Source organism: Burkholderia sp. MR1-5-21 (assembly GCF_053427715.1).
The window spans coordinates 73,529-95,231 of the sequence record NZ_JBSAXD010000021.1 but is presented as its reverse complement, the minus strand read 5'-3'; the positions used below and the strand labels follow the sequence as shown (position 1 = coordinate 95,231).

Annotated in this window: 16 protein-coding genes; 4 read left to right on the top strand and 12 right to left on the bottom strand. The window is 62.6% G+C overall.

The genetic code is table 11. From position 1 onward, the window contains the following. Window positions 1–11 precede the first annotated feature (11 nt). The 3 genes from ACV229_RS26055 to ACV229_RS26045 form a co-directional block, all read right to left on the bottom strand. On the bottom strand, window positions 12–1,172 hold the full coding sequence (locus ACV229_RS26055) for a glycosyltransferase family 4 protein (RefSeq protein WP_448085983.1): 1,161 nt from the start codon (window positions 1,170–1,172) through the stop codon (window positions 12–14). Between the two features lie 104 nt (window positions 1,173–1,276). Then, the gene (locus ACV229_RS26050) at window positions 1,277–4,696 is read right to left on the bottom strand and encodes a methyltransferase domain-containing protein (RefSeq protein ID WP_448085982.1); all 3,420 of its coding nucleotides are present in this window, start codon (window positions 4,694–4,696) and stop codon (window positions 1,277–1,279) included. Between the two features lie 93 nt (window positions 4,697–4,789). Then, the gene (locus ACV229_RS26045; protein WP_448086043.1) at window positions 4,790–6,160 is read right to left on the bottom strand and encodes an ABC transporter ATP-binding protein; all 1,371 of its coding nucleotides are present in this window, start codon (window positions 6,158–6,160) and stop codon (window positions 4,790–4,792) included. A gap of 507 nt (window positions 6,161–6,667) precedes the next feature. On the opposite strand from ACV229_RS26045, the gene ACV229_RS26040 reads away from it, so the two are divergent. The 3 genes from ACV229_RS26040 to ACV229_RS26030 all read left to right on the top strand — a co-directional run bounded on the left by ACV229_RS26040 (window position 6,668) and on the right by ACV229_RS26030 (window position 11,104). Beyond that, window positions 6,668–7,492 carry an ABC transporter permease gene (locus tag ACV229_RS26040; protein WP_448085981.1) on the top strand — a complete coding sequence of 275 codons (825 nt, stop codon included), beginning with the start codon at window positions 6,668–6,670 and terminating at the stop codon, window positions 7,490–7,492. Continuing rightward, window positions 7,482–8,882 (top strand): ABC transporter ATP-binding protein, encoded by a 1,401-nt coding sequence (locus ACV229_RS26035; RefSeq protein WP_448085980.1) that lies wholly within the window; start codon window positions 7,482–7,484, stop codon window positions 8,880–8,882. The genes ACV229_RS26040 and ACV229_RS26035 overlap by 11 nt, the downstream gene beginning before the upstream one ends. Window positions 8,883–9,178: 296 nt before the next feature. After that, window positions 9,179–11,104, top strand: a complete 1,926-nt coding sequence (locus ACV229_RS26030) for a glycosyltransferase family 2 protein (protein ID WP_448086042.1) — start codon at window positions 9,179–9,181, stop codon at window positions 11,102–11,104. Window positions 11,105–11,185: 81 nt separating this feature from the next. Here the strand turns inward: ACV229_RS26030 and ACV229_RS26025 are convergent, their stop codons facing one another. From ACV229_RS26025 to rfbB, 6 genes are all read right to left on the bottom strand, one after another. Further along, window positions 11,186–12,109 (bottom strand): glycosyltransferase family 2 protein, encoded by a 924-nt coding sequence (locus tag ACV229_RS26025; RefSeq protein ID WP_448086041.1) that lies wholly within the window; start codon window positions 12,107–12,109, stop codon window positions 11,186–11,188. A 152-nt stretch (window positions 12,110–12,261) separates the two neighbouring features. Then, window positions 12,262–13,680 carry a mannose-1-phosphate guanylyltransferase/mannose-6-phosphate isomerase gene (locus tag ACV229_RS26020; RefSeq protein ID WP_448085979.1) on the bottom strand — a complete coding sequence of 473 codons (1,419 nt, stop codon included), beginning with the start codon at window positions 13,678–13,680 and terminating at the stop codon, window positions 12,262–12,264. Between the two features lie 129 nt (window positions 13,681–13,809). Further along, complete coding sequence (gene rfbD / locus ACV229_RS26015; RefSeq protein ID WP_448085978.1) at window positions 13,810–14,724, bottom strand: dTDP-4-dehydrorhamnose reductase; 915 nt, start codon at window positions 14,722–14,724, stop codon at window positions 13,810–13,812. Continuing rightward, window positions 14,717–15,268: a dTDP-4-dehydrorhamnose 3,5-epimerase gene (gene rfbC / locus ACV229_RS26010; RefSeq protein WP_448085977.1), complete on the bottom strand. Its 552-nt coding sequence runs from the start codon at window positions 15,266–15,268 to the stop codon at window positions 14,717–14,719. The genes rfbD and rfbC overlap by 8 nt, the downstream gene beginning before the upstream one ends. Beyond that, window positions 15,253–16,146: a glucose-1-phosphate thymidylyltransferase RfbA gene (gene rfbA, locus ACV229_RS26005; RefSeq protein WP_448085976.1), complete on the bottom strand. Its 894-nt coding sequence runs from the start codon at window positions 16,144–16,146 to the stop codon at window positions 15,253–15,255. The genes rfbC and rfbA overlap by 16 nt, the downstream gene beginning before the upstream one ends. 11 nt (window positions 16,147–16,157) lie before the next feature. Beyond that, a complete protein-coding gene (rfbB, locus tag ACV229_RS26000) occupies window positions 16,158–17,219 on the bottom strand; it encodes a dTDP-glucose 4,6-dehydratase (protein ID WP_448085975.1) in 1,062 nt (353 codons plus the stop codon). Between the two features lie 321 nt (window positions 17,220–17,540). Here rfbB and ACV229_RS25995 point away from each other — a divergent pair, with 321 nt between their 5' ends. Continuing rightward, the gene (locus ACV229_RS25995; protein WP_448085974.1) at window positions 17,541–18,377 is read left to right on the top strand and encodes a symmetrical bis(5'-nucleosyl)-tetraphosphatase; all 837 of its coding nucleotides are present in this window, start codon (window positions 17,541–17,543) and stop codon (window positions 18,375–18,377) included. A gap of 45 nt (window positions 18,378–18,422) precedes the next feature. On the opposite strand, the gene ACV229_RS25990 is transcribed toward ACV229_RS25995, so the two are convergent. From ACV229_RS25990 to ACV229_RS25980, 3 genes are read right to left on the bottom strand one after another with little or no spacing between them, the layout of a single operon-like run. After that, complete coding sequence (locus tag ACV229_RS25990) at window positions 18,423–19,274, bottom strand: lysophospholipid acyltransferase family protein (RefSeq protein ID WP_448085973.1); 852 nt, start codon at window positions 19,272–19,274, stop codon at window positions 18,423–18,425. Between the two features lie 18 nt (window positions 19,275–19,292). Next, window positions 19,293–20,570 carry a dihydroorotase gene (locus ACV229_RS25985; RefSeq protein ID WP_448085972.1) on the bottom strand — a complete coding sequence of 426 codons (1,278 nt, stop codon included), beginning with the start codon at window positions 20,568–20,570 and terminating at the stop codon, window positions 19,293–19,295. Window positions 20,571–20,629: 59 nt separating this feature from the next. Then, a complete protein-coding gene (locus tag ACV229_RS25980) occupies window positions 20,630–21,661 on the bottom strand; it encodes an aspartate carbamoyltransferase catalytic subunit (protein ID WP_448078070.1) in 1,032 nt (343 codons plus the stop codon). Window positions 21,662–21,703: the final 42 nt, after the last annotated feature.

Below are 21,703 nucleotides of genomic sequence, written 5' to 3'. Positions count from 1 at the left end.
CGCTCCTTCCATCAACGGCTGCGCGTCCTGACCACATCCTCGATGATCGCTTCGTAGCGCGTCACGATATTGGCAAAGTCGTAGTTCGCATAGATCTTGTCGCGCCCCAGTGCCCCCCGCTCCCGCCACGTCGCCGCGTTCGATGCCATCTGATCCATCGCATCCGCGAGGATCGGTGCAATCTCGTATTGCCGCGGCGCATACGCAAGCTCGTCCAGCAACTTCGAGTTGAGATTCGGCGTATCTCCGTACTCGTTCGGAATCAGGATGCCGATGTCGTCGCCATCGATGACTTCGGCAGACGCACCGGTGTCGGTAAGGATCATCGGCTTTCGGTAGAACATTGCCTCGTTCATCGCAATGCTCCACCCCTCGATGAACGACGGCAGGATGAACGCGTCTGCGACACGATGCACGTCCTCGACATCCGGGAAGTATCCGGGCATGAGAATGTGCTGATCCAGTTCGTGCTCGGCCAGGTAATGGCGAAGCGCATCGACATGCGGCGGAAAGATCACGTTGCCGACGCACAGGATCTTGACGTCACGCCTGCGCGCCAGCAAATGACGCATCGCATCCGCCATCACGTAGTGCCCCTTGTGCAGGTTGTAGGAGGCAACGTTCGCGAACACGTAATCGGAATCGGCCAGACCAAGCTGGGCCCGCGTCAGCTTCGGCGCACGCTTCTCCCGCGCCTCGTGCTCGGACAGGATGAGACCGTTCGGCACGGTAATGACCTTGTCCTCCGATACACCAAGATTGCTTACCGCGTAACGCGTTGCGTTCCTGGAAACCGATACGTAACGATCCACATAGCGATCATTGTCTGCAAACGCACGAGACTGTGCGTCTGAAAAGAACGCATAGACGTTATGGATAAACGTGATGTTAGGAATCCCGAAACGGGCGAACAACGGATAACCCGTATCTGAAAAGTGGGACATCGAAATATCGATGCTGAGCTCCGTCAGCAATTTCTCGTACGCGGTCAACGCGTTCGTTGCAGGCAATCCGACCACACGGAGCCCGGCGTCGCGAGCGACGGTGCCGAGGTGCCCCACTTTTCCCGGGGTCACGATGGTGACGTCGAAGCGGGCGCGATCGAATGCGATCGCGGAATCGAGCACGACCTTCTCGAGTCCGCCCTTGTCGAACGAAGCCAGTTCGATCAAGACACCGAGCTTCCCGTCGGTGCGGGGACGGCGTTGCGGTGGCGCTTTGCGAAACAATGAGAACAGGGAACGCAACATGGCGAAAATCAATATGAATGAAACGGTCAGTGAATGTCGAATGCGCCGGTACGCAAAACACGATCGCCATCGTGGACGTCGATTGAATCGAGAAGCGCAGACAGTCTGTCCGCCACGGTTTCCACGGAATACTCGGCCACCGCGGCCGCGAAACCGGCGTCGGCAACGCGCTGCCACAATTGCGGGTCTTCCAGCAGCCTGACGATCGCGGCGGCAATTTCTTCCGCGCCTTCGCCTTCGAGCACCTGTTCGTCCGCAACGAGCCCCATTCCTTCGCTCGCGATCTTGCTCAATACGCAAGGCAATCCGTGCAACAGACTCGAAACGACTTTGCCCTTGATACCTGCCCCGAAACGCAGCGGCGCGACGGATACGCGAGCCACGTCCAACACGTCGCCCAGATTCTCGACGAATCCGACGATCTTCACCCCCATCGCAGGATTGTCGAGCGACCGGACATAATCGGTCACGCTGCTTCCGACAATGCGCAGCTCCGCCGTCGGCTGGCTCCGTCTGACGATCGGCCAGATATCCTCGACCAGGAATTTCACTGCATCGATGTTCGGACGATGCGCGAATCCACCGACGAACACGACGCCGGAGCGCTCAGAAAATGTGCGTGCCGAGCGCGTCGGTAGCCGCGGGATCGGGATCCGATGAACATTCGCGCGAGGCACCAGTTCGTTCAGCAGATCATGCTCGAGACGACTCACTACGATGGTCGCATCGGCCTCGCGTACCGTCTGAACTTCGGTACGGCGCAGCATCAGCGCCTCTTCCAGCGCTTCGGCGGAGCGATCGTGAATCGCGGCCCGCTCTTCACGGAGATAGTGAAGATCCACGGTGCCGAACACCAGCTTCACATCCGGCGCGCCCTGGCGCAGCGGCTCGACCAGATGACGGGCGACGATGATGCGCTGGACGATGACAACGCGCGCATCCGCGACCTCCTCCATGAACAGCCGATTGAGCGACGACAGATCGCTCGCACACTGCACTCGCACGCCCCAGCGTCGCAGTGCATCCATATAGGCGGCGGGAGGCGACTGCTCGAATGCCGCAATGAAGCTCACATCGAAGCCGAACTCGCGGAAAATTCGCATGTACCAGTAAACGTCCACCGAACCGGAGTCGTGATCGGGCTTCGGCACGAACGCGTCGACGATCACGACTTTCGGCCTTTTCGGCGCGGCGAGCACGTCGCCGAACGGCCGCTCCACGCGGAACAGCGCGTCATGGCGGTGCCGCAGCACCCAACGCTGGTAGGCGTCATCCCATTCGTCATCGCCCGCCGGTTGACTCGTGGGCTCCGTACCCGACAGCACGAAACTGGCAAACGGTTGCAGGTAAGTCTTCTCGCACCGTGAATACAGATCGAGTGCCATCGCGGCGAACCCAGTCGTCAGAACAGGCACGTCGTCCATGGAGCTCGCCATGCGCGTCCAGACATCCCGCCGAACGGCAATGAATCCGGGACTTGCGGCCTTGATCTCGGTCACGTTCCCGATCCGGGCGTCATCGCTGGCGGCACCGGCATGAGCGGGCAGAAGGCGCGCGCCGGCATCGATCACGCCACCGGCCGCGTGCACCGCTCCATTCTTCTCCAGGATGACTGCGGAGACCGCAGACGCGTCAGCAAAGCGTTCGAACGCCTCATCGATTGCCGCGAGCCAACCCGGGCGCGCCAGCAATGCGTCCGACATCACGACGACGAATTCACTCCCGGTTACGTCGCCGACCTGCGCCGCCAATTCAGACATCGACTGCGTCACGGGCCCGTTGCCGATGACGCGCACCCGGCTCTGCGCAGCGAGCTCCGCATCGACTTCACCTGCTGCGAAGATCCGATACGGAACGGAAGTCGTGTGCTGGCTCAATGCCGCTAGACATGCCCGGAAGGTGGCGCCGCCCTCGGATTGAATGACGATGATGGTCGCTCGCGGCAACGCCGCCTCGTCGAATGGCCGAAGCACCGGAAGCGACGAGCCGGCCGCGACATCCGCTTGCAACGGTTCCTGTACCGCCGGATTCGGGCTCGATGCCGGTTGCGCAGCAGCCTGCCGGTTTGCGCGAATGCGCCGGGCCGCGTAGCGAAGCGGTTTCGTCACGCGCCAGGATGACGAATGCAGGATCAGGTTCAACTGACGCCGGAGGTCCTCGTTTTCGGTCAGCAATGCAACTGTCGACGGATCGGTTCCGCGCTCGCTGCCACCGGATTCTTTGCGCGCACCCTCGGGCGCGCTTCCCGCCTGTTTCAGCTGCTCGGCCAGCACGTCGACTCGAGCAGCCAGGGCCCTTGATGTATCGTTCTGCGCATCGAGACGCGCAATCATCCTGCGCGCGGTCGCCATCGCTTCCTCATGGCGCTCACGGTCGCCCGAAAACTCCGAAACCTGTCGAGCCAATCGATCGACTTCAGCAGTCAGGCGCTCGATGTCCGCGTTCTTGGCGCCTATGACCTCGTTGAGCCGCACAGCTTCGGCCGTCAATTTGCCGAGCTCGTCGTCGCGCTTGAGCACCGCCTCCGTCAACCTTACGGTTTCCGAAGTGAGACGGCCGATTTCATCCGCGCGCCCCATCGTTTCCGTCGTCAGGCGAACGATTTCGGTTGCCTGCGCACCAATATGGGCGTTACGCGCCTGGTCGTAGCGCGTGAAGGATACGCCGCCATCCAGCAGATCGTCGTCCATTTCCGGCAACGGCCCATTGGACGCAATCGCGATAAAGTACACAGGATCCACAACACCCGGCGTCGCGCGATATTCACCGATATCCCGTTCCGACCAGTAATTGATCGGGCGCGCGCCGTCACGCCCCTCCTTCTGAAGCAGCGATCCCGCGAGCGGCTTCTGCTCGTAGAGGACGAAATTCTGAAACCCGCTCTTGAGCCATTGCACGAACTCCTCGCGATCGAGCTCGCGCACGTGGTATTCGTTGGGCGGCGCGCCCGGCGGCGAATAGATCGGCCGGTTCGGCGTCGAAATGATCATGATGCCACCAGGCTTCAGCACGCGACGCGCCTCGCTCATGAACGCTTCGTGCCCGTAAAAATGCTCGAGCGTCTCAAAAGAATTGAGAACGTCGACCGTCGCATCGCCCAGTGGTATCTGCGTCGCACTACCGCATTCGAACCGAAGATTGGACACGTCGCCATAGCGGCCCTTGGCATTCTCGACCGCTTGCGCATCGACGTCGACACCGACCACGGAGCGCGCAGCCTGGGCAAGCAGGGCCGAGCCGTAGCCTTCCCCAGACGCGATATCGAGCACGTCCTTGCCTGCACAGATCGCCGTCGAGAAAAGGTACCGATGGTAGTGCTCGTACTGAATCGGCCCCCCAACGCCCGGCAGATATCGCTCGCCCGTAAACGAGTGGTCATCTTTCGCGCTCTTGAATCGAAAAGTCCGTTCTTGCGTTGTCATTTCAGAATCCTGCTCAGCAAACATGCAAAATCTCTTGGGTAGTCGTCGTCTCCACACACGACGGCAAGCTCGCATCTCGAGATTGCATTCGAGATGGCGGATCAGGCCGGTTCCGCGCTATGCCTGCTCGGACAATCCGACGTGCACCATCGGAACGCCCATGAGCGCATGACATACGCGGGATGCATGCACCTGGAGTGGCAATGCGTCGTGAATCCAGTGGTGCTGAACATGGTCATACTGCGTCCCCTCCGCGATCGCGACGTTGACGGAGAAGGAACCAATCGGAAGTACCGGCATGATGAACGAGAATTCGGCACATAGCGCGTCGCCGGCGTCGCACGACACGGGGCGATCGGCAAATGTGGCATACGTATTCTCTCCGATCAACTCCTGCCCTCGTTCATTCTTGAGGTAGAAGCCGACGATCGGGGAAACAAGCGGTTCGTCGACAGCGATCGTCACGCGCAACGTGACCGTCTCGCCACCGACGATCCAGTCGAGCCTGCGCGCTTCATCGTCGAAGAACGCAACGTCGACGATCCGTGCGCCGCCCTCGCCAAACGCCTGCGACTGGTGATTGAAAGCCAGCACTTGAATGTCATTGCGCAGCGCAGTCGCATTGATGCGCTCCCGACGATAATCCTGCGAAGCCTCGTCAAGAACGGGCTCCACGGGCACCGCCGGCACGCCGTTCCCTGCCGGGCTGTAGCGCGCCTCCAGATAGGCCGCACAGACATCCGCCGGCTTGCCTTGCGCCACGATCCGCCCGCTGTCGATCCAGATCGCTCGCGAACAAAGCTTCCGGATCGTCGACGTGTCGTGACTGACGAACAGGATGGTCCCATGCCGCTTGAAGTCGTGCAGGAACCGAAAGCACTTCTGATTGAAAAAGGCGTCACCGACCGCAAGCGCCTCGTCGATCACGAGGATATCCGCATCGACATGCGCGATCACCGCGAACGCCAGACGCACGAACATGCCGCTCGAATAAGTCTTGACCGGCTGATCGATGAATTCGCCAATGTCGGCAAAAGCAACGATGGAGTCGTATCGCTCGTCGATCTGCTGACGAGATAGTCCGTACAACTGTGCATTCAGATAAATGTTTTCACGACCCGTATACTCGACGTCGAAGCCCGAGCCGAGTTCAAGCAGCGCAGCCACTTTGCCGCGCACGACGATATCGCCCTGGGTCGGGGCCAAAGTTCCGCATACGATCTGCAGCAACGTGCTTTTGCCTGATCCGTTTCGTCCCACGATGCCGACGGTCTCACCTGCGGCAACCGAGAAGCTCACGTCATGAAGTGCCCAGAAGACGTTGGACAGCGCTTCGCCACGCCGATGCACCGCATCCCGCATCGACACGCCTGGCGCGATCCGGGCGATGGCGCCCAGCATTCCTCTCTTGAGCCGGTCGCCGGGCCGCTCATAGGACTCAAAGCCCTTGCTGATGCCGTGAGATTCGATCGCTATATTGTCAGACATATTGATTCGTTGTTCGCAGCCCGCCCAGGCGCGATTCCAGTCCATGGAGGCAACCTGGCCGATCGGTCCATCGACGCGCGACAAGGCGCCGATGGTAAAACGACGAATGCTATCATGGCGAATCGTTTCACAATACGGGAACCCCGCCGAGCCAAGGCGTCGGCCAAGTGCACACAAGGTATTGATTTTCCGCCAGTTTCAGTACTCTGCCCAGCCGTGTCTGTTGATCTGACCTTCTGCGCCCACGCCCACGCCTACCGGGAATTCTTGCGACATTTACACTTCGACACACATCGCTACCGATTCGGGGCCGGTCGCCGGCAGGTCGCTATGCGATAATTCACCAATACGAGAATGAATGATGGCCCCGGGCCAAGCAATGCACTGGACCGCAGGTGCCGCATGAGACTCGGCGCCTGCCTGCAACCACCAAATCTCGGCTGCACGGACCTGCCCTCCTGGCGGCTCCATGCGCCGTGTCATCCCGCTGTTTCTGTCGTCTAACTTATGCAAAGTTTTAGCCTTTCGCCGCGAAATCTCGCCGCGTCGCTGGTGAGAAACCGCCACCTGATGCTCGACCTCGCGCGTCGCGACGCCGTGGGACGATACAAAGGGTCCTTTCTTGGCATCTTCTGGTCGCTGCTTACGCCACTGATGATGCTGAGCGTGTATACATTCGTTTTCAGCGAAGTGTTCAAGTCGCGCTGGAACGACACCTCGCACGCAGCATCCAAGGGTGAATTCGCCGTAGTACTGTTTGCCGGCATGATCGTGTTCAACCTGTTTTCGGAATGCATCAACAGGGCGCCAGGACAGATTCTTTCGCACTCCAATTTCGTCAAGAAGATCGTCTTCCCGCTTGAGATCCTGCCTTGCGTGACGCTCCTTTCAGCCCTGTTTCACCTCAGCGTGAGCGTAGGCATCCTGCTGGTTGCCGAGTGGATCATCGTGGGAAGCGTACCGGTCAGTGCCTTGCTGTTCCCTATCGTGCTCGCACCGCTTTGCGTATTCATCATGGGGGTAAGCTGGATCCTGGCTGCGACGGGCGTCTATCTGCGCGACATCGGGCAGACCGTCGGGATTGTGATCACTGCACTGATGTTCCTCTCCCCTGTGTTCTTCCCTGTGTCGTCGTTGCCGGAACAGTTTCGCAGCTTCGTCTATCTGAACCCGATGACCTACCCGATCGAGCAAGGTCGGGACGTTCTCATCTGGGGGCGCATGATCGACTGGAATCGCTGGTGCATCTATTCGCTGATGGCCACTGCAGTCGCATGGATCGGCTTCGCGTGGTTTCAGAAAACGCGTCGGGGTTTTGCCGATGTCATCTGATGTCGTCATCCGTGCCGCGTCACTCGGCAAGGGATTCGAGTCGTACCGCAATCCATCGGACCGCTTGAAGCGAAGCGCTTTCGGCTTGCTGGGCAGGCTTGCTCCCATTCCGGCATTGCGTGAATCGTTACGCCACCGCGCGCAAGCATGTGCCCGGACGTTCTGGGCGCTCAAGGACGTGAGCTTCGAGATCGCACGCGGCGAAACGATCGGCATCATCGGAAGAAACGGGTCGGGCAAGAGCACGCTGCTCCAGATCATCTGCGGCACGCTTGCGCCCACGAACGGCGTCGTCGAAACCAGCGGCCGCATTGCCGCGCTTCTCGAGCTTGGCTCCGGCTTCGACGCGGAATATTCCGGCCGGGAGAACATTTACATCAACGGCCAGTTGCATGGCCTGAGCCGCGAACAGATCGACGCCCGCGTCGACGAGATCATTGCGTTCGCCGATATCGGTCACTTCATCGATCAGCCGGTCAAGACCTATTCGAGCGGCATGTTCGTCCGCCTCGCGTTCGCGGTGATCGCGCACGTCGACGCCGACATCCTCGTCATCGATGAGGCGCTGGCCGTGGGCGACGCATTCTTTACGCAAAAGTGCATGCGGTTCCTGCGTCGCTTCCAGCAGACCGGAACGGTCCTGTTCGTGAGCCACGACTCTTCCGCGATCCGCAGCCTTTGCGATCGCGTGATATGGCTGGATCGCGGAGTCATGCGCGAGACAGGCAGCGCGAAGACCGTGTGCATGAACTACTTCGAGGCCTTCTACGGAGAACGCGATGACGATGGCGTGTCGCGCAAAGAGGGCGACACGAGAGCGTCCGGCCTGCCCACCGCTGGCGACGAGCAGCGCGCAGATCAGCGCGACGGCTTCCCTCGCAATGCGCTCGAGAGGCAGCCATACTTGCCGAGCATCGACCTGGATCCGCACGAGCTGCCGGCGCAACGTGACGCGGCAATCATCGAGTCCACGACCCTGACCAACACCAAAGGCTCCGCCGTCACGTGGGTAACGGGAAGCGAACGCGTATCGCTCCGGATCCGCATACGCTGGCCGGAGCACAATCTTCCGCACATTGCCTTCTTTGTCAAAGACAGGCTCGGACAGCCGCTATTTGGCGACGACAGCACGTTCGCGGTGCAGGAAGCCGAACCGACGGCCCATCACGAGCGCCGCATCATTGCCGAGTTCCGCTTTGACATGCCGATTCTCCCGCCTGGCGACTATGCATTCACCGTCGTGGTGACCGCCCCCTCGGGCGACCGCGCTCGTGTGCTCGACTGCATTCATGACGCCATCATCGTGAAGTCGGAATCGTCCCGCGTCGCATCGGGCCTCATCGGGGTTCCCATGAGCCGCATCGAGCTGTTCGTTCGCGAAACCGCTTGAAGCACGTCTGGTCGACCGAGGACTTTTCCACCCCACACTGATTGGCACCCTGTTTCACCGATATGACTCCAGGTACACATCGCGATCCGCGCGATTCAACCGAGCTTGGCGATCTCAAGCGCGACGACGACGCGGGATGCGACCCAATCGCGCAACGCATCATCGAACTGGAAACCGAACTCGCCGACCTGCGCAAGGAGATCGTACTGCGCGCAAATGTGGAGGCAGAACGGATCCGGCTCGAGGATGAATTGCGAAGCATCCGCACCTCGTTCTCGTGGCGACTCACGGCGCCGATGCGGCGCCTTGCGGCTGCGGTCCGCGTGGCCGGTATGGCTGTCGCGACGATCCGGCGTCAGGCCGTCGTGCGCGGCAGCTACCTGAGCGCACTCGGGCACTACGCGAAAATGCTCAGGCGCGAGGGCCTGCCCGGCATCATCGCCAGATCCCGGCGCCTTCGGGACGGCGGCGGATTCGCCGACGCTCCGCCGCCGGACGCGATCTATCGTGACTGGATCGAGCGATTCGATCGCCTTGGCGAAACCGAACGGGCCGCCGCACTTGACGCGCTGCAAGCATTCGAGCGTCAGCCACTGATCTCGATCGTCGTTCCGACTTACAACAGCAATCCCTCGCACCTCGAATCAATGATTCGTTCGGTGCAGGAGCAGATCTATCCGTGCTGGGAACTTTGCATTGCGGATGATGCGTCATCCGACGAGAACACACGCGATGTCCTGAAGCGCTACCAATCGCAAGACACCCGGATCAAAGTCGTATTTCGTACGGAGAACGGTCATATTTCCGAGGCGAGCAATAGTGCGCTCGCGTTGGCGACAGGCGAGTTCATCGCGCTGCTGGATCACGACGACATACTCCCTGCCCATGCGCTGCTTGTCGTCGCGCAGTATGTCAATCGGCATCCGGACGCACGCATGTTCTACAGTGACGAGGACAAGCTGAACGAGCGCGGGGAACGGACTGCACCGTACTTCAAATGCGACTGGAACCCTGCATTGTTCCGCACGCAGAACATGTTTTCGCACCTGGGTGTCATCGAAACCGCGCTTGCCCGAGAGGCCGGCGGCTTTCGCCGCGGGTTCGAAGGAAGCCAGGATTACGATCTCGCGCTTCGCTGCATCGAGATTGCCGGCCATGCCAGCGTGGTTCACATCCCCCACGTGCTTTACCATTGGCGCATCACGTCCGAAAGCACGGCCGGCACGAATCGCGCCAAGCCGTATGCGTCGAAGGCGGCACAGCGCAGCATCGAAGAGCACCTTGCGCGCTCCGGCATCGCGGCGACCGTGGAACAGCCCTTTGGCGAACTGCCGGTGTTTCGGGTGCGCTATGCGATTCCGCGGCCGGCCCCCAGGGTATCGATCATCATCCCGACTCGAGACGGTGTTGCATTGCTCCGTCAATGCGTCGAGAGTATCGTCGCCCGGACGGTCTATCCGAATTACGAAATCATCATTGTCGACAACGGCAGCATCGAGAAAGCGACGCTCGCATATTTCCAGGAGATTGCCGCTCGTCCGAATGTGCGGATTCTCCGCGACGACTCGCCGTTCAATTTCTCTGCCCTGAACAACAAGGCTGCCGCCGTCGCGACAGGCACGTTCCTGTGCCTGCTGAACAACGATACGGAAATCCTCTCGCCCGATTGGCTCGACGAGATGGTCGGCATCGCATCGCAGCCCGACGCCGGCGCGGTCGGCGCGGCGCTGTGGTATCCGGACGACACGCTTCAACATGGTGGCGTACTGCTGGGATTGGGCGGCGTCGCGGGCCATATGCACCACATGCTCAAGCGCGGGAATTTCGGTTACTTCAACCGTGCCGTCGCCGTACAGAACATGTCCGCGGTGACCGCCGCCTGCCTGGTCGTGCGCAAAAGCATCTATGACGAAGTCGGCGGCCTCGATGAATCCTTCGCAGTGGCCTTCAACGACGTCGATTTCTGTTTGCGTGTTCGTGACGCCGGCTACCGGAACGCATGGTCGCCATTCGCCGAGCTTTACCACTACGAATCGGCGACACGCGGCTCGGATATGGCTGCGGACAAATACAAGCGCTTCGTTGGCGAGGTACGCCGGATGGAGGAGCGGTGGGGATCTGCACTGAGTTGCGACCCGGCGTACAACCCGAATCTGTCGCTTGGGGTGGACGTTTTGCCGTTCACGCTTGCCGATCCGCCACGCATCGGCAAGCTCGACTAATTGGCGGACATGCGCCGTGCGCGGCACGGCGCATGCGCGAACGAGGCGGCACGCGGACTCGGCCACCTCGTCCGACACGGGCTACGGCTGTCGCTTGACGCTGCCCGAATAGGGTCCGAGCTGCCCACGCATGCCATGCCGAATCCCGCGCCAGACCATCGCGAGATGCTCTCCCCGTCGCTCCGGGAAAAAGCAATAGATCAGGATCCGAAACGGCAACTTGACGATCTCGGTCGATTTCCACTTCAGCGGCATCGACGCACGCTTCATCAGTGCGATTGCATTTCGAAACTGATAGTAGTGGCGGATCGGTCCATGCATCGGATAGCGCCGCCCCAGCACTTGAACGGGTTCCCCGCCCAGTTCGTGGCTCATCCGCAGCCAGGGGATACCCCAGACCCGGTAACCGTGCTGCTTCGCGCGGATGCACCATTCAAGGTCGACGAAGTCGATGAAGAGCGCTTCGTCCATCGCACCGACCTCGTTCCAGCAATCGAGGTTGATGCAGGAACCCGACGAGATCAGGAAATCGACATCGATCGGCACATCGCCGGTCGGCGGGATGCGACGCAGCTTTCCCCATCCGAACCTGACGAACGGCGCGACACCGCGCAAGCGGCGATCCTCGTACGCAGGCCCGACAAGCGCGACGCGTTCGCCCGACGCGCGCGCCCGCGCAATCACCTCCGGCAACTCCGTCAGCAGCAGCGGCGGCGGCTCGCTATCCTGATCGAACAGTATTGCGGTATCGCAACCCGCGTCGATCAATGCGCGGACCCCCTGATTGAGGGCCATCGCAATCCCGGCGTTCCATCCGTTCGGCAGATATTCGATCGAGTCCGCCAGGCCGATGTGATCGCGATCGAGCATCGCCGGCGTATTGTCGACAACCACGCAGCGCATCGACTCGGCGAGCCGGTTGGCGCGGGCAACGCACGCTTCGTCAGGATAAAAGAAAACGACGACTGCTCCGGTGCTGGACGACCGGGTTCGGGTGTGGCTCATAGCGTTGCCCAACCTGCAAAGCGAGCGTAGTGCAAATCGAACACGTTCCCTTTCCAACGATTGCACTGCGTGCAGACATGCATGAACCCGCAGGCATCGATACCGTACCGAACCGACACGTCAGGGTTGCCCGTCGTCAACATGCAGTCGCATCATGCTCGCCCGTAATTGTCTTCGAAGCGGACGATATCGTCCTCGCCCAGATACTCACCGCTCTGAACTTCGATCATCACGAGATCGACTACACCGGGATTCTCCAGCCGATGCTTATGGCCGGCCGGAATGTACGTCGACTCGTTGGTCGACACGAAGAATTCCTGATCCCCGTTCACGACCTTGGCCATCCCCGACACGACGATCCAATGCTCGCTGCGGTGATGATGCATCTGAAGACTGAGGCTCGCGCCAGGCTTCACGAAAATGCGCTTGATCTTGAATCGGGGGCCCTCTTCGAGCACCGTATAGGTTCCCCACGGGCGATGCACCGTTCGATGCATCTTGTACGTCTCGTGACCGATCGCCTTGAGTTCCGCATAGATCTGCTTCACATCCTGCGCGCGACTGCGCGCCGCGATCAATAACGCGTCCGGCGTATCGATCACGATCAGGTCCTCGACGCCCACCGCACCAATCAGGCGCTCGGCACTTTGCAGATAGCTGTTCTTGACGTCGACCAGCAGCGCTTCACCCTCGACACGATTGCCATGCTCATCGGGCGTCGCGAGGTCACCCAATGCCGTCCACGAACCGACGTCACTCCAGCCTATCGAACATGGCACCACCGATCCATGCCGGCATTTCTCCATCACCGCGTAATCCACGGAAATGTCGGGTACTGCGCCAAAGCTGTTCGGTTCCAGACGGATCTGTGCACCGCCGCCCGCGCTCATTGACGAAGGCGATGCGTCGATACACGCGTTGACGGTGGCCAGCACATCCGGACAATGCTCGGCCAGCTCGCGCAGCATCGTGCCGGCGGTAAAGCAGAACATTCCCGAATTCCACAGAAACCGGCCCGATGCAAGATACTGTCGCGCGTGCTCGAGATCGGGTTTTTCGACAAAGCGCACGATGTCGTTTCCGTCGGCCTCAATATATCCGTACGCGGTTTCAGGACTGTCAGGCGTCACGCCGAACGTGACCACGCGCCCGCTCCTGGCCAGTCGGGAAGCCTGCTCCACGGCGTCGCGGAATGCCGGCTGGTCATTGATCAGATGATCCGCCGCGAGCACGAGCAACACGATCTCCTCCCCGTGTACCCGAGCCGCATGCAACGTCGCCGCCGCAATCGCAGCGGCCGTGTTTCTGCCGAAGGGTTCGAGGACGAACGAAGTCGCCAGGTTGGTCGCATTGACCTCGCGATACTCGTCCTCGGTCTTGAAGAAAAGTTCGCGATTGGTCACCGTGAGTATTTCACTGACGTCCGGCAATCCCGCCGCGCGCAGGAATGCCTTTTGCAGCAGGCTTTCGCCGTCTGCAAGGCGAATAAACGGCTTGGGATGCGATTCGCGTGACACGGGCCAGAGCCTGGACCCGGCACCGCCGCAAAGAATGATCGGCAATACGCTCACATGTTCCTCATTCTGCTTTGACGATCGACACTTGCCGCTCCACTCATGGCGAGGCGGATGTCGAATCGTCCTGACTACCTGCTACCTGACACTCCCGATTGGCGGATCGGACGTCCCCATCAACAACGATCACGCCTTCTGCATACCCGCCAGGCAAAGGCCGAGCGATTCACGCCAATTCGGCGCAGTCACTCCGAACACCTCCGCCAGCTTGCTGTTGGACATTCTCGAATTCGAAGGTCGCTTGGCCGGTGTCGGATAGTCCGATGCCGGAATCGGCAAGACGGTTGGCCGGTTCGGCAGGTCGGCCAGATCGAAAATCGCGGACGCAAATCCGTGCCACGAGGTCTCGCCACCAGAAGTCAAATGGTAGATGCCGGTACGCGCTGCCCACCAATCGGTCGCATTCGCGGCGCCGCGAGCCTGGGCGACCAGGTGCGATGTCACTGCTGCAATCGTGTTGCTCCAGGTCGGCGCGCCGATCTGGTCGGCAACGACCTTCAGTTCAGGGCGCTCGGCTCCGAGACGCAACATTGTCAGCAGGAAATTCCGGCCTCGGGCGCCATATACCCAGCTCGTCCGCAAAATGACGTGCGGGCATCCCGTCGCCGCGATCGCGGCTTCACCCTCGAGCTTGGTCAGGCCGTAGACGTTTTGCGGATCGGGTGTGTCGGTTTCGCTGTACTCGCCGTCTTTCGTGCCATCAAACACGTAATCCGTCGAGTAGTGGATCAGCATCGCACCGCTACGCGCCGCTTCCTCTGCAAGCACGCGCGGCACGTCGGCATTCAGGCGCCGTGCGGCATCGACATCCGTCTCGGCCTTGTCGACAGCCGTATACGCGGCCGGGTTCACGATCAGCGCCGGTTTCACTTCGCGCACCACCTCACGCACCCGATCGAGATCAGACAGATCGAGCATCGCGCGATCGCACGGCACCACGCGCCCCAGCCCCTGCAACGTGCGCAGCAGCTCGAACCCGACCTGCCCATTCACGCCCGTCACGAGGATCGTCGGTTCAGGATTCACGCCCGCCTCACGCATAGACTTCGGCTTCGCTCAAACGCTTGCCAGCCGCATCCTTCGCAGCCAGCAGCGGCTCGAAATCAATCGGCCACTCGATGCCGATCTCCGGATCGTTCCAGACGATGCTGCGCTCGTGCTCCGGGAACCAGTAGTCGGTCGTCTTGTACAGGAACTGCGCGGCGTCCGACAGCACGACGAATCCGTGCGCGAAGCCGGGCGGCACCCACAGTTGCCGATGATTGTCGTTCGACAGGACGACGCCCACCCACGTCCCGAAGTTCGGCGAGCGCTTCCGGATGTCGACTGCAACGTCGAACACTTCGCCTTCGACGACACGGACGAGCTTGCCCTGCGCGTGCTGGACCTGGTAGTGCAGCCCGCGCAGTACGCCCTTGGACGACCGCGAGTGGTTGTCCTGCACGAATTCGATGCCCGGTTCGACCTGCTCCGCGAACTCACGCGCATTGAAGCTCTCGTAAAAGAACCCGCGTGCATCGCCGAACACCTTCGGCTCGACGATCTTGACTTCGGGCAACGCCGTTGCCGTTACTTGGATGGCCATGCAACTTGATCCGTGAGAAGGTTCTTGAGGTACTGTCCGTACGCGTTCTTCGCGAGCGGTTGCGCGAGCTTCAGCACCTGTTCGGCATCGATCCAGCGCCGGCGATACGCGATTTCCTCGGGACACGCGACCACGAGCCCCTGCCGCTTCTGCAGCGTCGCGATGAAGCTTGCCGCCTCGATCAGCGAATCATGGGTACCGGTATCGAGCCACGCATAGCCGCGCCCCATGATCTCGACATTGAGCGCGCCGTCGGCCAGATACCGTGAGTTGACGTCGGTGATTTCCAGCTCGCCACGCGGCGACGGCTTGATGTCAGCCGCGATGTCGCACACGCGGTTGTCATAGAAATAGAGGCCCGTGACCGCGTAGTTCGAACGCGGCTTCGCGGGCTTCTCCTCGATCGACAACGCGCGGAACGACTGGTCGAACTCGACGACGCCATAACGCTCGGGATCGTGCACGTGGTACGCAAACACGGTCGCGCCGGTTTCCTGCGCATGCGCACGCTCGAGTTGCTTCGCGAGATCGTGCCCGTAGAAGATGTTGTCGCCGAGGATCAGCGCGGACGGATCGTTGCCGACAAACTCGCGGCCGATGATGAACGCCTGCGCGAGCCCGTCAGGCGACGGCTGCACCGCATACTGGATGTTCATCCCCCACTGGCTGCCGTCGCCGAGCATCGCCTCGAAGCGCGGCGTATCCTGCGGCGTCGAAATGATCAGCACGTCGCGAATGCCCGCCACCATCAGCGTGGACAGCGGGTAGTAGATCATCGGCTTGTCGTACACGGGCAGCAGTTGCTTCGATACGACGTGAGTGATCGGATACAGACGCGTGCCGGAACCGCCGGCCAGAATGATACCTTTACGTGCCATCGATGGAGCCCTCAAGTGCGTTCCGCGTAGTTCGTCTCGACCCACTTGCGATATTCACCCGACGCGACTTCGTCGACCCACGCCTGATTGTCGAGAAACCAGGCGACCGTCTTCGCAAGCCCCGTCTCGAACGTCTCGGCGGGCTTCCAGCCAAGCTCGCGCTCGAGCTTGCGCGCGTCGATCGCGTAGCGGCGATCGTGGCCCGGACGGTCCGTCACGTAGGTGATCTGGTCGCGGTACGACCCCGCCGCCTTCGGCCGCGCGCTGTCCAGCAGGTCGCACAGCGTATGGACGACATCGAGGTTCTTCTTCTCGTTCCAGCCGCCGACGTTGTACGTCTCGCCCGGCACGCCGCGCGCGAGCACTTCGCGGATCGCGCTGCAGTGATCGCCAACGTATAGCCAGTCGCGCACGTTCTGGCCGTCGCCGTAGACCGGCAGCGGCTTGCCGGCGAGCGCATTCGCGATCATCAGTGGAATCAGCTTCTCGGGGAACTGGTACGGGCCGTAATTGTTCGAGCAGTTCGTCGTCAGCGTCGGCAGCCCATACGTATGATGATAGGCGCGCACCAGATGGTCGGAGCCAGCCTTCGTCGCCGAGTACGGGCTGTTCGGCGCATAAGGCGTGGTTTCGGAGAACTGCGGATCGGTCGCGGACAGCGAGCCGAACACTTCGTCGGTCGACACGTGCAGGAAGCGAAACGCCGCCTTGTCGGCGTCGTTCAGGCCGTTCCAGTGCGCGCGCGCCGCCTCGAGCAGCGTGAACGTGCCGACGACGTTGGTCTGCACGAAATCGGCCGGGCCATGGATCGAGCGGTCGACGTGGCTTTCTGCGGCGAAGTGCAGGACCGCGCGCGGCTTGTGTTCGGCGAACAGCGCATCGAGCGCCGCGCGATCGCAGATGTCGACGCGCGCGAACACATGTTTCGGATTCCCTTCCAGCGACTGCAGCGTGCGGAGGTTGCCTGCGTAGGTCAGCTTGTCGACGTTGAGCACGGCTTCGTCGGACTGGCTCAGCCAGTCGAGTACAAAATTGGCACCGATAAAACCCGCGCCGCCCGTAACCAGGATCATGAGGCTCCCTCTAGTAATGCGCGGCAAGCACCGTCAGGCGCTTGCCGCATCGAATATCCACGTGGCAATGTCGAGCCACGTCAGGCCCGGGATTTTAACCGGCCACCATGACTGTCAAAGTCATGAAATGCTAATTTTGCGGGGGAATACGGGATTATAGGAAGCCGTCATGCGCAAAAGCCATGCCGCTAACAACTTGAAACAGCAATCCGAACCCGCCAGAACGGACAAAATACCCGTCAAATCAACGACTAAGCCGGGACAAGCATTGCTACGACCCTCTGTCCGCACTCCATCAAGACTTGTAACATCTCGACTCTCATGACGCACCCCCCCATCGCCATCGGCGACATCCAAGGCTGTCATTCCGCGTTCCAGTCCCTTACCGACAGGCTTGCAACACCGCCCGACACCCCGCTCTGGATCGCCGGCGACGTCGTCAACCGCGGCCCCGCGTCGCTTGCCGCGTTGCGCGCGCTCGTCGAACTCGGCCCGCGCGCGACCGTCGTGCTCGGCAACCACGATCTCCATCTGCTCTCCGTCTCGGCCGGCATCCGCACCGAGCGTCCCGGCGACACGATCGGCGAAATCCTCGACGCGCCGGACGCCGACGCGCTGCTCGACTGGGTGCGCCACCGTCCGTTCGCGCACTTCGAGCACGGGATGCTGCTCGTCCATGCCGGCGTGCTGCCGCAATGGGACGTGACGCTCGCGCTGGAACTCGCCGACGAACTGCAGCGCGCGCTGCGCGCGCCCGACTGGCGCGACACCCTTTCGCACCTGTACGGCAACGAGCCGAACCAGTGGCATCCGAACCTGAAGAAGCGCGACCGGATGCGCGTCGCGTTCAATGCGTTCACGCGCATCCGCTTCTGCACGCCGGACGGCGCGATGGATTTCCGCACGAACGGCGGCCCCGACAACGCGCCGCGCGGCTACCTGCCGTGGTTCGACGTGCCCGGCCGCCGCACCGCGGACGTGACGGTCGTGTTCGGGCACTGGGCCGCGCTCGGCCTGATGCTGCGCGACAACGTCGTCGCGCTCGATTCGGGATGTGTGTGGGGGAACCAGTTGTCGGCCGTACGACTGACGGCCGATCCGGCCAGGCGCACGGTCACGCAGGTGCAGTGCGAAGCATGCCGCACGCCGGGAGAGTAAGAGAGCAAGCGCGCGGTTTCGCCGGCCGCACGGCCCGCGCGCGTTCTAGCCTTCGCGGCCAGGCACCGGGTGGTCGGCCGCGCCATCTGCCGGCGTGCCGACTTCCGTCGCCGGATACGCATCCTTCGCGAGTTGCGCGAGCGCGTCGGCCGGCGGCCGGCCGACGCTCGCCTGCATCGTCGCGAGCGCCCCCACGATCGCGTCGCGTGCGGCCGCCGACGTCGCGCGCCGGTCGCCGCCCGGCTGGATCGGATCGCACACGTACAGGTGCGCGACGAACGGCCCGCCGCTCAGCACCATCTCGAGCGACTTGCCGAGCGACAGTTCGCCGATGTAAGCGGGCGCGACCGACTGCCGGCCCTGCGCATCCTCGTACATCAGGCAGACCGGCTGCACCGCGCATCCGGCGGACACCGCGGCCTGGAACAGGTTCGCGTGGAACGGCAGCAGTTCCTGGCCGTCGGACGTCGTCCCTTCCGGAAACACGCACATCAGCCCGCCGTTGCGCAGGCGGTCGGCCATCTCGTGCATGATCCGCATCGCCTCGGTGCGTTTCTCGCGCTGCAGGAACACGGTGTCGAGCCGCTCGGCGAGCCAGCCGACGATCGGCCACTGGCGCACTTCCGCCTTCGACACGAACGGCGTCGGCCGCCACGCGTTGATCGTGTAGATGTCGAGCCACGACACGTGGTTGCCGACGACGAGCGCGCTCGTGTCGAGCCGCGCGCCGTCGTTATGCACGACGAGTCGCATCCCGCAGATCCGCAGCAGCTTGACCGACCAGCGCCGCGTGAGCTCCGCGCGGCGGGCCGGCGGCACACGCGGAAAGCGCAGCGCGACGACCGCCATGCCGCGCAGCAGGTGGAAGACGAGACGCAGCTTGCGAAGGGCTGTCATGGCGCGGGTCCGGCGTCGTCAGTTGCGCTCGAACGCGACCTGCCCGGCGACGAGCGTCGCCCGCACCGAGGCCGGCAGTTCGTAGCCGAGGAACGGCGAGTTGTGGCCCTGGCTCTTCAGCGCGCGCGGCTCGACGCGCCAGTGCGCACGCGGGTCGAACACGCACAGGTCGGCCGTGCCGCCTTCCGTCACGCGCCCTGCCGGCAGCTTCAGCACATCGGCGGGCGCCGACGTGATGCGCTTCATCGCCTGCGCGAGCGGCGTGCGAGTCTCGTCGGCCCACTTCACCGTCAGCGACAGCAGCAGCTCGAGCCCGGTCGCGCCGGGCGTCGCCTCGGCGAACGGCAACAGCTTCTCGTCGTCGTCGACAGGCGTATGGTCGGAACAGATCGCGTCGATCGTGCCGTCGGCGAGCGCCGCGCGGATCGCCTCGCGATCGCGTTCGCTGCGCAGCGGCGGATCGAGGCGGAACTGCGAGTCGAAGTAGCCGATATCGACGTCGATCAGGTGCAGGTGGTTCGCGCTGACGTCGCAGGTCACGGGCAGTCCTTCGGCCTTCGCCTCGCGCACGAGCGCGAGACCGGCCGCCGACGACAGCCGCGCGAGGTGCACGCGCGCGCCCGTCACGCGCATCAGCTCGAAGATCGTATGCAGCGCGATCGTCTCGGCCGCGACCGGCACGCCGGACAGCCCGAGCCGCGACGCGAGCGCGCCGCTTGCCGCGACACCGCCCCGGCCGATGAATGCGTCGAGCGGACGCAGCCACGTCGTGAAGCCGTAGGTGCTCGCGTACTGCAGCGCGCGCAGCAGCACCTGCGTGTCGCGCACCGGCACGTTCGCGTGCGTGAAGCCGACGCAGCCCGATTCGGTCAGCGCAACCATCTCGGTGATCACTTCGCCCTTGAGGCCGACCGTCAGCGCGCCGAGCGGATAGACGTTCGCCTGGCGCAGGTTGCTCGCGCGGAACCTGAGCATCTCGACGAGACCGGGTTCGTCGAGCACGGGGTCGGTATCCGGCGGACACACGAGGCTCGTCACGCCGCCGGCGACGGCCGCGGCCATCTCCGAGGCGAGCGTCGCCTTGTGCTCGTAGCCGGGCTCGCGCAGCCGCGCGCACAGGTCGACGAGACCCGGCGCGACGATCATGCCCGTGGCGTCGATCGTCTTCGCGGCGTTGAAATCGGCCGGCGCCGTGCCGATCGCAGCGATCTTGCCCGCCGCGACGAAAACGTCGGCCTGACGCTCGGTGCCGGCGACCGGGTCGATCAGCGTGCCGCCTTTGATATGAATCTTCATGCGCTGTCTGTTGAATGCGTTGATTGCGTTGAATGCGTGAACGGGGATGGCGCGCAGGCTCAGTCGTTGTTGCCCGCGACGATGCCCATCACCGCCATCCGCACCGCGATGCCGAACGTGACCTGGTTGAGGATCACCGACTGCGGGCCGTCCGCGACCTGCGAATCGATCTCGACGCCGCGGTTCATCGGGCCCGGGTGCATCACGATCGCGTCCGGCGCGGCGAGCGCGAGGCGCTCGGGCGTCAGGCCCCAGGTCTTGAAGTACTCCTGCGCGGACGGCAGCAGCGCGCCGCTCATCCGCTCGTTCTGCAGGCGCAGCATGATGATCACGTCGACGCCCTTCAGGCCTTCGTCGAGGTTGTGGTACACCTTCACGCCCATCTGCTCGAGGCCGCCCGGCAGCAGCGTGCGCGGGCCGATCGCGCGCACTTCCGGCACGCCGAGGGTCGTCAGCGCGTGGATGTCCGAACGTGCGACGCGCGAGTGCAGGATGTCGCCGACGATCGCCACGCGCAGCTTCGTGAAGTCGCGCTTGTAGTGGCGGATCGTGTACATGTCGAGCAGGCCCTGCGTCGGGTGCGCGTGACGGCCGTCACCGGCGTTGATCACGTGCACGTGCGGCGCGCAGTGCTCTGCGATCAGGTACGGCGCGCCGCTCGACGCGTGGCGCACGACGAACAGGTCCGCATGCATCGCCGACAGGTTGTTGATCGTGTCGAGCAGCGACTCGCCCTTGCTCGTCGACGACGCGTTGATGTTCAGGTTCAGCACGTCCGCCGACAGGCGCGTCGCGGCGATCTCGAACGTCGTGCGGGTGCGCGTCGAGTTCTCGAAGAACAGGTTGAAGACGGACTTGCCGCGCAACAGCGGCACCTTCTTCACTTCGCGGTCCGTCACGCTGACGAACTGCTCGGCCGTATCGAGGATATGCGTGACGATCGAGCGCGGCAGGCCCTCGATCGACAGCAGATGCTTCAGCTCGCCGTTTTTCGTGAGCTGCGGGTTGCCCTTCAGGAAACCGTAGCGGAATCGCTCGGGGCTCGCGGCCGCAGCGGGATTGCCGGTGCGGCCAGTCGTGTCGGTGGTCATGATGTGCGTGATTCCAGCTTGTGCAAACGGGCCGCGGCACGA